A 12,477-nucleotide genomic window follows, 5' to 3' on the forward strand; every position below is an offset into this window, starting at 1 on the left:
GCGCAGGCGGTGGAGAGCCCCTCCGGCGCGTCGGCCGTCGTCGCGCGCGTCCTCCTGGACTCGCCGCTGCCCCAGCTCGACCGGCTCCTGGACTACACGGTCCCGCCGCCGCTGCAGGCGCAGGTGCGCCCGGGTGTCCGCGTGCGCGTCCCGTTGCGCACCGGCGGCCGCATCGCCGACGCCTTCGTGGTCGAGGTCGGCGAGGGATCCGAGCACGCGGGCGCGCTCAGCGAGCTCGAGGAGCTCGTCTCGCCGGTGGTGGTCCTCACCCCCGAGGTGTGGGCGCTGGCCCGCCGCGTCGCCGATCGTGCGGCCGGGGGAGCGAGCGACGTCCTGCGCCTCGCGGTGCCGCGCCGGCACGTGCGGGTCGAGAAGGCGCACCTCGCGGCGGAGCGGGCGGTCGTCCCGGTCCCGGTGGCGTCCGCACCGGTCGCCGGCTACGCCGACGGCGCCTTCGACGCGCTGCCCCTCGGCGGGCGGCTCGCCGTCGGAGCCGTGCCCGCCCCCGTCCAGCTCTCCACCGGGACCTGGATCGGCGGCTGGGCGCTGACCCTCGCCGAGCTCGCGCGCAACGCGGTCGTCGCGGGCGGCGACGCGATCCTCGCCGTGCCGGACTACCGGGACCAGGAGCAGCTCGAGCTCGCCCTGGCCGACCTGCTGCCGGCGGAGCTGGTGGTGCGCCTCGACGCGCGGCAGAAGGGCGCCGAGCGGTACGCCGCGTTCCTGCGCTGCCTCGGTCCCGGACCGCGCGTGATCGTGGGCAACCGCTCGGTCCTGTACGCACCCTCGACGTCGCCCGGGCTGATCGCCCTCTGGGACGACGGGGATCCGCTCTTCGCCGAGCCCCTCGCCCCCTACGCCCATGCCCGCGACGTCGCCCTCGTCCGCCAGGAGCAGAGCGGAGCCGGCCTCGTCCTGCTCGGCCACACCCGCACCGTGGAGGTCGAGCGCCTCGTCGAGATCGGCTTCGCCGCCGAGGTCGAGCCGCGTCCCGCGCGCCGCCCCCACGTCGTTCCCACCGCGCAGCAGTCCGCAGTCGACGAGCACGACGCCGCCGCCCGCATCCCGTCCTCCGCCTGGCGGCAGGCGCGCATCGGCCTCGACTCCGGTCCCGTGCTGGTGCAGGTCGCGCGCCCCGGGTACGCGCCCGTCGTCGCCTGCGCCCGCTGCCGCACGGTCGCGCGCTGCAACCGCTGCCAGGGACCGCTGGCCGTGCACTCGGCGGGTGCGCGGCCCAGCTGCGGCTGGTGCGGGCTGATCGCGGCGGAGTGGAGCTGCTCCGTCTGCGAGGCCACCTCGCTCCGTCTCGTGACCCTCGGCGCCGGCCGCACCGCGGAGGAGCTCGGGCGCGCCTTCCCGGGTGCCAAGGTCGTCGTCGCCGACGGTCAGCGGCCGGTGCTCACCCTGACCGACGAGCCGGCGCTCGTCGTCGCGACCCGGGGCGCCGAACCGCGGGCCGACGGCGGCTACCACGCCGTCCTCCTCCTCGACGGCGAGCGGATGCTGGCGCGCGAGAGCCTGCGGGTGGCCGACGACGCCCTGCGCACGTGGTCGAACGCGGCCGCGCTGGCCAGGCCGGGGCCCCGGTGCTGCTCGTCGGTGTCGGCGGGCGGATCGCCACCGCCCTGGCCACCTGGCGGCAGGCCGAGTACCTCCGCGCCGAGCTGCTCGAGCGCCGGGCCCTGCGCTTCCCGCCCGCGGTGCGCCTGGCCACCGTGAGCGGCGACGCGCACGCGGTCGAGGAGGCGCTCGAGGCGCTGGACGAGAGCGACCGGCACGAGGTCCTCGGACCGGTCGGGCTCGAGGACGGCTCCGTCCGGGCCATCGTGCGCTTCGACTACGCTCGCGGTGCGGAGGTGGCCGCCCGGCTCCGGTCCGCCGTCGTCCGCAACGCCACCCGCCGCCGTCGGCCGCCGACCACTCCGGGCCGCTTCCGACCGGCCCCGAAGCTGCGGGTCCGCCTCGACGATCCCGACATCCTCTAGATCCGCCCGCACCACCGCCACTCAGGAGCCCACCCCGTGCGCCTCGTCTTCGCCGGCACGCCGGCCCCGCCGTCCCGACCCTGCGGGCGCTCGCCGCCTCCGACCACGAGGTGGTCGCCGTCGTCACCCGCGAGGACGCCCCCGTGGGCCGCAAGCGCGTGCTCACGTCCTCTCCCGTCGCCGTCGTTGCGGAGGAGCTCGGACTGCCCGTCCTCAAGGCGAACCGCCTCGACGAGGTCGTCACCGACCGGATCGAGGCCCTCTCGCCCGATCTCGGCGTCATCGTCGCGTACGGCGGACTCGTGCGCGCGCGACTGCTCGCGGTGCCGGCGCACGGCTGGATCAACCTGCACTTCTCCCTCCTCCCGCGCTGGCGGGGAGCGGCTCCCGTGCAGCGCGCCCTGATGGCGGGGGAGGAGACGATCGGCGCGAGCGTGTTCCAGCTGGTGGCCGAGCTCGACGCCGGGGACGTGTTCGCCGAGCTGGCCGAGGAGGTGCGCGGCCGGACGGCGGGGGAGCTGCTGGAGGTCCTCGCGGCGTCGGGTGCCGCTCTCACGACCGAGGTCGTCGACGCGATCGCCGCGGGGACCGCCGTGTCCGTGCCGCAGTCCGGCGAGGTGACGCTCGCCCCCAAGCTCGACGTGTCCGACGGGCGCCTGGACTGGAGCGCGTCGAGCGGACGCGTCCTCGCACTGATCCGCGGGACGACGCCGGAGCCGGGCGCCTCCACCGCCCTCGGCGACGCCCGGCTGAAGGTGCTGGCGGCTCGCGCGGTCGAGGAGGCGCCGGCGCTCGAGCCGGGCGCGGTCCTCGTGGAGCAGGGCCGCGCGCTCGTGGGCACCGGCGACGGAGCCGTCGAGCTCGTCACCGTGCAGCCGGCGGGCAAGAAGCCGATGGCCGCCGCCGACTGGGCCAGGGGCCTGCGCGAGAGCACGGTGCTGCGATGAGCGCCCGTCGCGAGGTCGCCCCCGCCCGCCGGGTCGCGTACGACGTCCTGCGCGCCGTCAGCGGGTCGGACGCCTACGCCAACCTCGTCCTCCCCGGCCGGATCCGCGCCGCAAGACTCCCGCCGGCCGACGCCGGACTCGCGACCGAGCTCTGCTACGGGACGCTGCGCATGTCCGGCTACTACGACCGCGTGATCGTGCTCGCGGCCGGGCGGGCGATCGAGTCGATCGACGAGCCCGTCCTCGACGCCCTCCGCCTCGGCGTGCACCAGCTCCTCGGCACCCGCGTCGCTCCGCACGCGGCGGTGAACGAGAGCGTCGCCCTCGTAGCCGCCGATGCGTCCCGGGGGGCGGTCTCCTTCGCCAACGCCGTGCTCCGGAGCGTCTCGCGGGGCTCGGCCGAGGAGTGGCGCGAGCGCGTCTCAGCCGCGGCGGTCTCGGCCGATGACCGCATCGCGGCCCTCAGCTCCCACCCGCTCTGGATCGTCAAGGCGCTGCGCCGCGCTCTGGCGGCGGAGGGCCGCGCCGACGAGCTGGACGCTCTTCTCGCGGCCGACAACGCGGCTCCGCGGGTGAACCTCGTCGCGCTCCCCGGTCTCGCCGACGCCGCGGACGTGCCCGATGCCGCCGCCGACCGCTGGTCCCCGGTCGGCCTCGTGAGCACGGGAGGCGACCCCGAGGCCGTCGACGCCGTGCGCGAGGGGCGCGTGCGGGTGCAGGACGAGGGCTCGCAGCTCGCGGCGCTGGCGCTGTCGCGAGCACTCCCGGTCCGCGAGGGGGAGCGCTGGCTCGACCTCTGCGCCGGCCCCGGCGGCAAGGCGGCCCTCCTCGCGGCCGAGGCGCGCCTGGGCGGCGCGTCGCTCCTCGCGAACGAGGTCGTGCCCGGCCGCGCGGGTCTCGTCCGCCAGGCCCTCGCCGCAGTGGACCCGGACGTCCAGGTGCGCACGGGCGACGGCCGTGATCTCGGCGTCGAGCAGCCCGGTGCCTTCGATCGGATCCTCCTCGACGCCCCCTGCACCGGGCTGGGAGCCCTGCGCCGACGACCGGAGGCGCGCTGGCGCAAGACAGCGGCCGACGTGGAGCCGCTCGCGTCCCTTCAGGGCGAGCTGCTCGACTCGGCGCTCCAGGCGCTCGCCCCGGGCGGCGTTCTCGCCTACGTCACGTGCTCGCCGCACCTCGGCGAGACGCGACGGGTCCTCGCTCTGGCCCAGGAGCGCTACGGGGACGGCCTCGAGCTGATGGACACCCCGGAGGTCCTCCGGCGCGTGACGCTCGACGAGCTCGATCTGCCGGAGGGGGCGCGCCACGTGCAGCTCTGGCCGCACCGCCACGGCACCGACGCCATGTTCATCCAGCTGCTGCGGCGCGCGGATCCGGCCGGGGCGATCTCCTAGGCTGGTCGGCATGCCCGCACGGATCAACCCCAGCATCCTCTCCGCCGACTTCGTCAACTTCGAGGCCGAGCTGCAGCGGATCGCGTCGGCCGATCTCGTGCACGTCGACGTGATGGACAACCACTTCGTCCCGAACCTCACGTTCGGGCTGCCCATGGTGCAGCGCCTCCAGGAGGTCACGCCGCGCCCGCTCGACGTGCACCTGATGATCGAGGACCCGGACCGCTGGGCGCCCGGGTACGCCGAGACGGGCGCCTACTCCGTCACCTTCCACGCCGAGGCGGTGCGCGACGCCGTGGCCCTGGCGCGCCGGCTCCGCGACATCGGCTCGCGCGCGGGGATCGCCCTCAAGCCCGGGACGGCCGTCGAGGAGTACCTCGAGCTGCTGCCCGAGTTCGACCAGGTGCTCGTGATGACGGTCGAGCCCGGCTTCGGCGGCCAGTCCTTCATGGAGGAGACGATGCCCAAGCTGCACGCGCTCCGCCACGCCGTCCGCGACTCCGGGCTCGACGTCTGGCTCCAGGTCGACGGAGGGATCGCCCCCGGCACCATCGAGATCGCCGCCGAGGCGGGCGCCGACACGTTCGTCGCCGGTTCGGCCGTCTTCGGCGCCGACGACCCCGAGAAGGCGATCGCCGCCCTCCGCGACACCGCGTCCTCGATCCTGCACCGCCACTGATCCTGCCCCGGGCGCCGCGCGTATAGACTTCCCCGGTGAAAACTTTCGACGACCTCTTCGCTGAGCTGGGCGAGAAGGCCGCCGCGCGCCCCGAGGGGTCGGGCACGGTCCGCGAGCTCGACGCCGGTGTGCACTTCATCGGCAAGAAGATCGTCGAGGAGGCCGCCGAGGTCTGGATGGCCGCCGAGTACGAGGGCGACGAGCGCACCGCCGAGGAGATCTCGCAGCTGCTGTACCACCTCCAGGTGCTGATGCTGGCGAAGGGCCTGACGACGGCCGACGTCTACCGACATCTGTGAGCCTCCCTCCGATCGCCGGAGTGCGCCGACGCTCCGTCGCCGCGCGCTCCCACGCACATCGAGGCGCGTCCGCGACCGCCGTGTCGACGACGAGACCGCCGCTCACCGAATCACCCTCGAGCTCCAGAGGACGTCCTGCCGTGACCACCACCCCGCCCGCGCTCCTGCGCGTCGCCGTTCCCAACAAGGGTTCGCTCTCCGAGACCGCCGGCCAGATGCTGGCCGAGGCCGGCTACACCGGCCGCCGCGACCCCAAGGAGCTGCACGTCGTCGACGAGCGCAACGGCGTCGAGTTCTTCTACCTCCGGCCGCGCGACATCGCGACCTACGTCGGCTCGGGCGCCCTCGACGTCGGAGTGACGGGCCGCGACCTGCTCATCGACTCGGGCTCCGAGGCCCGTGAGATCGCGAGCCTGGGCTTCGCGAACTCGACCTTCCGCTTCGCCGGCCCCGCGGGCCGCTACACGGACCTCTCCGAGATCGACGGCCTGCGCGTCGCCACGAGCTACCCCGGCCTCGTCGGGTCCTTCCTCCGCGAGCACGGAGTCGAGGTGTCGCTCATCCGCCTGGACGGAGCGGTCGAGTCCGCGATCCAGCTCGGAGTGGCCGACGTGATCGCCGACGTCGTCGAGACCGGCACCACGCTCCGCAAGGCCGGACTCGAGATCTTCGGCCCGGTCATCCTCGACTCCACCGCCGTGCTCGTCTCGGCCGCGGGGGAGCCCGAGGGCATCCCCGTCCTGCTGCGCCGCCTCCAGGGCGTGCTGGTCGCCCGCGAGTACGTGCTGCTCGACTACGACTGCCCGTCGCCCTCCTCGAGGCCGCGACGGACATCGCACCGGGCTTCGAGTCGCCGACCGTCTCGCCGCTGCACGACGCCGACTGGGTCGCCGTCCGCGTGATGGTACCGCGCGCCGACATGAACCAGGTGATGGACCGCCTGTACGACCTGGGCGCCCGCGCCATCCTGGTCACGTCGATCCACGCCGCGCGCCTCTGGGACGGCAGCGATGAGCCTCGCCGTCCGCGTCATCCCGTGCCTCGACGTCGCCGCCGGGCGCGTCGTCAAGGGCGTCAACTTCCAGAACCTCCGCGATGCCGGCGACCCGGTCGAGCTCGCCCGGCTCTACTTCGAGCAGGGCGCCGACGAGCTGACCTTCCTCGATGTGACCGCGACGGTCGACGACCGCTCCACCACCTACGACGTGGTCCGCGCGACGGCCGAGCAGGTCTTCATCCCGCTGACGGTCGGCGGCGGCGTGCGCGGCGTCGACGACGTGTCGCGCCTGCTCGCGCACGGCGCCGACAAGGTGGGCGTCAACTCCGCCGCCCTCGCCCGCCCGGCGCTCGTCGGCGAGATCGCCGACGTCTTCGGGGCGCAGGTGCTCGTCCTCTCGCTCGACGTCAAGCGGAGCGACGCCACGCCGTCCGGGTTCGTCGTCACGACCCACGGCGGTCGCCGCGAGACCACCGTCGACGCCCTCGCGTGGGCGGCCGAAGCCGTCGAGCGCGGGGCCGGCGAGCTGCTCGTCAACTCGATCGACGCCGACGGCACCAAGCAGGGCTTCGACCTGGAGCTGGTCGCCGCGATGCGCGAGGTCAGCTCGGTGCCGGTCATCGCCTCCGGAGGCGCCGGCGCCGTCGAGCACTTCGCGCCCGCGATCGAGGCGGGCGCCGACGCCGTGCTGGCGGCCTCGGTCTTCCACAACCGCGAGATGACCATCGGCGACGTGAAGCGCGCCCTCGACGGCGCAGGCCTGGAGATCCGACGATGACCGATCCCGAGCTCGACGCCGTCCTCGACCGCGCGACCTTCGACGCCGCCGGGCTGCTGCCCGCGATCATCCAGCAGCACGACACCCGCGAGGTGCTGATGATGGGGCTGGATGGACCGCGAGGCCTTGCGCCGCACGCTCACCGAGGGCCGAGTCACCTTCTGGTCGCGCTCACGACAGGAGTACTGGCGCAAGGGCGACACGTCCGGCCACGCCCAGTACGTGCGCGGAGCGGCCCTCGACTGCGACGCCGACGCGCTCCTCGTGCAGGTCGAGCAGATCGGTGCCGCCTGCCACACGGGGGAGCACTCCTGCTTCGACGTGGACCCGCTCGACGCCGTCACCTCCGAGGAGCCGTGAGCGCTCGGCGGCTCAAGTACGGGGCGATCCTCGGGATCGTCCTGCTGGCCGCGCTCGAGCTGACCTCCTCGACGCAGACGTGGTTCGTGCTGACGCTCGCCGGTGCGACCGACGGTCTGGACGTCGCGGGCACGGTGGCGGCTCCCGCGCTCTCGGCGCTCGCGCTGGCCGGTCTCGCGCTCGCTGCGGCCCTGGCCATCGCCGGCCCTGCGTTCCGCATCGTGCTCGGCCTCCTGCAGGTCGTGCTCGGCGCCTTCGTGGTCCTGGCGGCGTCGACGGCCCTCAGCGACCCGGTGCGCGCCGGTTCCTCCGTCGTCACGGAGGCGACGGCCATCGCCGGCGAGCAGTCGGTGGCCGCCCTCGTGGGATCGTCGACCGCGACCGCGTGGCCCGTCGTCGCTCTCGTCGCGGGCGCCCTGACGGCCCTGCTGGGCGTCGGAGTGCTCGCGACCGTCCGCCGCTGGCCGGACGCGCGGAAGAAGAAGCGCGTCTCCCGCTTCGAGCCCGCCGACGGCTACGGGCACGGCGCCTCGACCGTCGAGACGGACGACGGCACGATCGATCCCGTCGTCTCCTGGGACGAGCTCTCCCGGGGCGACGACCCCACGTCGGGACGCTGACGACCCGCCCCGAGCGCGGGGAGCCCTCGGGCGCGAACCGCTAGACTCGTGGGGTCCCGATGCACGTCCAGGAGGAGAACCATGAGCACCGAGCACGACGAAGACAGCCACGGCCACTCGCCGGCCGCGTGGACGGCCGTCGTCATCATGCTGGTCGGGTTCACGATCGGCACGATCGCCTTCTGGTTCGACGTCCCGCTCGTCGTCTGGCTCTCCGCCGGTCTCGTGATCGTCGGCCTCCTCGTCGGCATGGGCATGGCCAAGGCCGGCTACGGAGTGAACGGCTCCAAGGCCAACCCGAAGGCGCGCGCCTAGGTGCTCACCGATCTGACCGCCGGCGCTCTGGCCGACGCGGCGACGCGCCGCGAGACCGTCCCGCTCGCCGAGGTCGAGCGGCGGGCCGCTCTGCGCGCTCCCGCGATCGACGCCCTGGCCGCGCTGGCTCCGGGCGAGCGCGTCCGGATCATCGCCGAGGTGAAGCGGTCGAGCCCGTCCCGCGGCGCCCTCGCCGAGATCCCCGACCCCGCAGCCCTGGCGTCGCAGTACGAGCAGGGCGGAGCGAGTGCGATCAGCGTCCTCACCGAGGAGCGCCGCTTCAAGGGGTCGCTCGCCGATCTCGAGTCGGTCCGCGCGCAGGTGTCGATCCCCGTCCTGCGCAAGGACTTCATCGCCGAGCCCTACCAGGTGCTCGAGGCCCGTGCGGCGGGAGCCGATCTCGTGCTCCTCATCGTCGCGGCGCTCGAGCAGAGCGTCCTGAGCGAGCTCCACGCCCTGATCCTCGACCTCGGCATGACCCCGCTGGTCGAGACCCACTCGGCCGACGAGCTGGGAGCGCGCCTCGGACCCTCGGCGCCCGTCTCATCGGCGTGAACGCCCGCGACCTGTCCACCTTCGAGCTCGACCGCGACCTCTTCGGCCGCCTCTCCGAGCGCTTCCCCGCCGACGCGGTGAAGGTCGCCGAATCGGCGGTCCTCTCCGCCGACGACGTGGCCCACTACAGGCGCTCCGGCGCCGACGTCGTCCTCGTCGGGGAAGCCCTCGTCACCGGCGGCGACCCCGTTTCCACCCTCGCCAGCTTCCTGGCGCACTGACACCGACTGGCGGTACTGCCATGGCCCTCCGAGACGAACTCGGCCCCTACTTCGGCGACTTCGGCGGTCGCTACGTCCCCGAATCCCTCGTGGAGGCGCTCGATGAGCTGAGCGCCGAGTACGAGCGCACGAAGATCGACCCCGAGTTCCATGCGGAGCTCATGGAGCTGCACCGCAGCTACACGGGCCGGCCCTCGATCATCACCGAGGTGCCTCGCTTCGCGGCGCACGCCGGCGGTGCGCGCATCATCCTCAAGCGCGAGGACCTCAACCACACCGGCTCGCACAAGATCAACAACGTGCTCGGCCAGGCGCCCTGACCAAGCGCATCGGCAAGACCCGCGTGATCGCCGAGACCGGAGCGGGCCAGCACGGCGTCGCGACGGCCACGGCCGCGGCCCTCTTCGGCCTCGAGTGCGTCGTCTACATGGGCGAGGTCGACACCGAGCGCCAGGCGCTCAACGTCGCCCGCATGCGACTGCTCGGCGCCGAGGTCGTCTCGGTGACGACCGGATCGCGCACCCTCAAGGACGCGATCAACGACGCCATGCGCGACTGGGTGACGAACGTCGAATCGACCAACTACATCTTCGGCACGGTCGCGGGTCCGCACCCGTTCCCCGCCCTCGTGCGCGACTTCCAGAAGATCATCGGCGAGGAGGCGCGCGAGCAGGTCCTCGAGCTCACCGGATCGCTCCCCACGGCCGTCACGGCCTGCGTGGGCGGCGGCTCGAACGCCATGGGCATCTTCCACGCGTTCCTCGACGACCCCGAGGTCCGACTCCGTCGGCTTCGAGGCCGGCGGCGACGGCATCGACACCCCGCGCCACGCGGCGACGATCAGCAAGGGCTGTCCCGGCGTCCTGCACGGCGCGCGCAGCTTCCTCCTGCAGGACGAGGACGGGCAGACCGTCGAGTCGCACTCCATCTCGGCAGGCCTGGACTACCCCGGTGTCGGACCCGAGCACGCCTGGCTCGCGAGCATCGGCCGCGCCGACTACCGCGCCGTGACCGACGGCGAGGCCATGGACGCGCTCAAGCTCCTCAGCCGCACCGAGGGCATCATCCCCGCGATCGAGTCCGCGCACGCCCTCGCCGGCACGCTGGTGCTCGGGCGAGAGCTGGGGCCGGAGGCGACGATCCTCGTCAACCTGTCGGGACGCGGCGACAAGGACATGACGACGGCCGCGCACTACTTCGGCCTGATGGACCAGCGAGCGGTGCAGTCGTGAGCGGAGTGGGGCCCAGCGTCGCCGAGACCGTCCGCCGGCGCAACACCGAGGCCGCAGGGGCCCTCATCGGGTACCTCCCCGTGGGCTTCCCCGACCTCGCGACGAGCATCGACGCCGCGGTCGCCATGGCCGAGAACGGCGTCGACGCGATCGAGCTCGGACTGCCCTACTCCGACCCCGTCATGGACGGTCCGGTGATCCAGCAGGCGACGCAGACCGCGATCGCCGGCGGCTTCAAGCTGCGTCACGGCTTCGAGGCCGTGCGCGAGATCCGCTCCCGCGTCGACGTGCCCGTGCTGGTCATGACCTACTACAACCCCGTGCTGCAGTACGGGGTGGAGCGCTTCGCGACCGACCTCGCCGAGGCGGGCGGGTCGGGTCTCATCACCCCCGACCTCATCCCCGACGAGGGCGCGGAGTGGATCGCCGTCTCCGAGCGCCTGGGCCTGGACCGGGTGTTCCTGGCCGCACCGTCCTCGACCGACGAGCGCCTGCGCCAGGCCGTCTCCTCGAGCCGGGGCTTCGTCTACGCGGTGTCCACCATGGGCATCACGGGAGCGCGCACCGACGTCGACACCGGCCGCTCGGACGCTCGTCGACCGCCTCCGCTCCGCCGGGTCCGGAGAGCGCCTGCGTCGGCCTGGGCATCTCGACGGGGAGCAGGTCGCCGAGATCCTCGCCTACGCCGACGGCGCCATCGTCGGCTCCGCCCTGGTGCGCGCTCTCGCGTCCGGAGGAGTCGACGCCGTGGCAGAGACGGCACGCGGTCTGGCCGACGGCACGCGCCTGCGCGCCTGACGGCTCCCACTACAATCGCAGTGCCCGTCGGGGCGCGACGTCGTCGTGCCCGGGGAACCCCTCCGTTCGAAAGGTCGACGTACCGGTGTCCGTACCGCTGAGCATCCCGAGCCCGCCCGAGGCGTGGAGTCAGTACGACTTCACGCTCTTCGACCGGACCTTCTCGATCCACACCTACGCGCTGTGCATCCTCGCCGGCATCGTCGTCGCGACGATCATGACGAACGCACGACTGAAGTGCCGCGGCGCCGAGCCGTGGGTCGTGCTCGACATCATCATCTGGGCGGTCCCGCTGGGCATCGTGGGGGCGCGGATCTACCACGTGCTCACCCACCCGGGCGACTACTTCTACGACGGCGCGGATCTGCGCACGCTCTACATCTGGGAGGGCGGCAACGCCATCTTCGGCGGGCTGATCGGCGGTGCCGTCGGCGCCTGGATCGGCTGCCGGTGGACCGGGGTGCGTTTCTGGACCTTCGCGGACGCCCTCGCGCCCGGCATGCTCGCCGCCCAGGCCCTCGGCCGCCTCGGCAACTGGTTCAACGTGGAGCTCTACGGACTGCCCACGACGCTGCCCTGGGGCCCGAGGGTCCCGACCTCGAACCCCGCGTACCCGGTCGGGCTGCCCGAGGGCACGCTGTTCCACCCGACCTTCCTCTACGAGATCCTCTGGAACGTCGTCGGCATCGCGGTGATCCTGCTGCTCGAGCGCCGCCTGAAGCTGCAGTGGGGCACCGTCTTCGCCGCCTACCTCATCTGGTACGGCGTCGGCCGCGTCTGGTTCGAGTCGATCCGCGTCGACCCGAGCGAGGTCTTCTGGGGCATCCGGACGAACGTCTGGGCCGCGCTGCTCGCCGTCGTGATCGGCCTTGTCCTCGTGATCGTGCAGAAGCGCGAGCACACCGGCGCGGAACCGTCCGCCTACCGCCCCGGCAAGGAGTGGAGAGCCGGCCGAGGCTGCGGTAGAATTCGAGGACGTCGAGTCCGACTCGCACGCACCCACCACTGCCGCTTCCGGCGCCGACGCCGAGAAGCCGACGGTCTCCCGCACCTGACGGAGGCCGCGGGACTCCCGCGGCCGATGATCCGGTGCCCGACAACCGCACGATCGCACTCCACGGCTCAGCCACAAGCGCTGCCGCGTGTCGTCCGTGCGGTCACGCCGACGGCGCGTGACCCCCACGACACGGCCCTCCCGATCGGGGAGCCGACCCTCCATCACCACCTCGGGGCCAGCGACGTCCCCATCCGCCACAACTCTCGTGAGGACGGTTCCTGACATGGCACCCGCCCAGCC

Annotated in this window: 9 protein-coding genes and 6 pseudogenes; all 15 read left to right on the forward strand. The window is 73.4% G+C overall.

Going from position 1 to position 12,477, the window contains the following annotated elements:
• The first annotated feature begins 9 nt into the window (after positions 1-9).
• The 15 genes and pseudogenes from AC0CII_RS04265 (at position 10) to lgt (ending at position 12,459) form a co-directional block, all read left to right on the forward strand.
• Positions 10-1,719: a primosomal protein N' family DNA-binding protein gene (locus tag AC0CII_RS04265; protein ID WP_465228733.1), complete on the forward strand. Its 1,710-nt coding sequence runs from the start codon at positions 10-12 to the stop codon at positions 1,717-1,719.
• Complete coding sequence (locus tag AC0CII_RS04270; protein ID WP_465228734.1) at positions 1,716-1,985, forward strand: hypothetical protein; 270 nt, start codon at positions 1,716-1,718, stop codon at positions 1,983-1,985. The genes AC0CII_RS04265 and AC0CII_RS04270 overlap by 4 nt, the downstream gene beginning before the upstream one ends.
• A gap of 36 nt (positions 1,986-2,021) precedes the next feature.
• Positions 2,022-2,932 (forward strand): annotated as a pseudogene (fmt, locus tag AC0CII_RS04275) (methionyl-tRNA formyltransferase).
• Positions 2,929-4,326, forward strand: a complete 1,398-nt coding sequence (locus AC0CII_RS04280) for an RsmB/NOP family class I SAM-dependent RNA methyltransferase (RefSeq protein WP_465225908.1) — start codon at positions 2,929-2,931, stop codon at positions 4,324-4,326. The pseudogene fmt and the gene AC0CII_RS04280 overlap by 4 nt, the downstream one beginning before the upstream one ends.
• Before the next feature lie 10 nt (positions 4,327-4,336).
• Entirely contained in the window at positions 4,337-5,005 is a 669-nt protein-coding gene (gene rpe, locus AC0CII_RS04285; RefSeq protein WP_465225907.1) for a ribulose-phosphate 3-epimerase, read from the forward strand.
• Between the two features lie 35 nt (positions 5,006-5,040).
• Positions 5,041-5,304 carry a phosphoribosyl-ATP diphosphatase gene (locus AC0CII_RS04290; protein WP_055791842.1) on the forward strand — a complete coding sequence of 88 codons (264 nt, stop codon included), beginning with the start codon at positions 5,041-5,043 and terminating at the stop codon, positions 5,302-5,304.
• Between the two features lie 215 nt (positions 5,305-5,519).
• Positions 5,520-6,301 (forward strand): annotated as a pseudogene (gene hisG / locus AC0CII_RS04295) (ATP phosphoribosyltransferase); the annotation flags it as partial.
• A 13-nt stretch (positions 6,302-6,314) separates the two neighbouring features.
• Entirely contained in the window at positions 6,315-7,079 is a 765-nt protein-coding gene (hisF, locus tag AC0CII_RS04300; RefSeq protein ID WP_465225906.1) for an imidazole glycerol phosphate synthase subunit HisF, read from the forward strand.
• Positions 7,076-7,439: pseudogene (gene hisI / locus AC0CII_RS04305) on the forward strand (phosphoribosyl-AMP cyclohydrolase). The gene hisF and the pseudogene hisI overlap by 4 nt, the downstream one beginning before the upstream one ends.
• Positions 7,436-8,059: a Trp biosynthesis-associated membrane protein gene (locus AC0CII_RS04310; protein ID WP_465225905.1), complete on the forward strand. Its 624-nt coding sequence runs from the start codon at positions 7,436-7,438 to the stop codon at positions 8,057-8,059. Before hisI ends, AC0CII_RS04310 begins: the two are co-directional and overlap by 4 nt.
• Before the next feature lie 81 nt (positions 8,060-8,140).
• Positions 8,141-8,374: a DUF6704 family protein gene (locus tag AC0CII_RS04315; protein WP_056867205.1), complete on the forward strand. Its 234-nt coding sequence runs from the start codon at positions 8,141-8,143 to the stop codon at positions 8,372-8,374.
• Positions 8,375-9,150 (forward strand): annotated as a pseudogene (gene trpC / locus AC0CII_RS04320) (indole-3-glycerol phosphate synthase TrpC).
• A gap of 20 nt (positions 9,151-9,170) precedes the next feature.
• Positions 9,171-10,382: pseudogene (trpB, locus tag AC0CII_RS04325) on the forward strand (tryptophan synthase subunit beta).
• Positions 10,379-11,180, forward strand: a pseudogene (gene trpA, locus AC0CII_RS04330) (tryptophan synthase subunit alpha). Before trpB ends, trpA begins: the two co-directional pseudogenes overlap by 4 nt.
• Positions 11,181-11,265: 85 nt before the next feature.
• Positions 11,266-12,459: a prolipoprotein diacylglyceryl transferase gene (gene lgt, locus AC0CII_RS04335; RefSeq protein ID WP_465228735.1), complete on the forward strand. Its 1,194-nt coding sequence runs from the start codon at positions 11,266-11,268 to the stop codon at positions 12,457-12,459.
• The last annotated feature ends 18 nt before the right edge of the window (positions 12,460-12,477 follow it).

It is taken from the genome of Rathayibacter sp. AC182 (assembly GCF_979253875.1).

Excerpts from the sequence above, each read along its gene's own strand:
- AC0CII_RS04280 (WP_465225908.1), top strand. The coding sequence starts at position 2,929 with ATGAGCGCCCGTCGCGAGGTCGCCCCCGCCCGCCGGGTCGCGTACGAC.
- rpe (WP_465225907.1), top strand. The coding sequence starts at position 4,337 with ATGCCCGCACGGATCAACCCCAGCATCCTCTCCGCCGACTTCGTCAAC.
- hisF (WP_465225906.1), top strand. The coding sequence starts at position 6,315 with ATGAGCCTCGCCGTCCGCGTCATCCCGTGCCTCGACGTCGCCGCCGGG.
- AC0CII_RS04315 (WP_056867205.1), top strand. The coding sequence starts at position 8,141 with ATGAGCACCGAGCACGACGAAGACAGCCACGGCCACTCGCCGGCCGCG.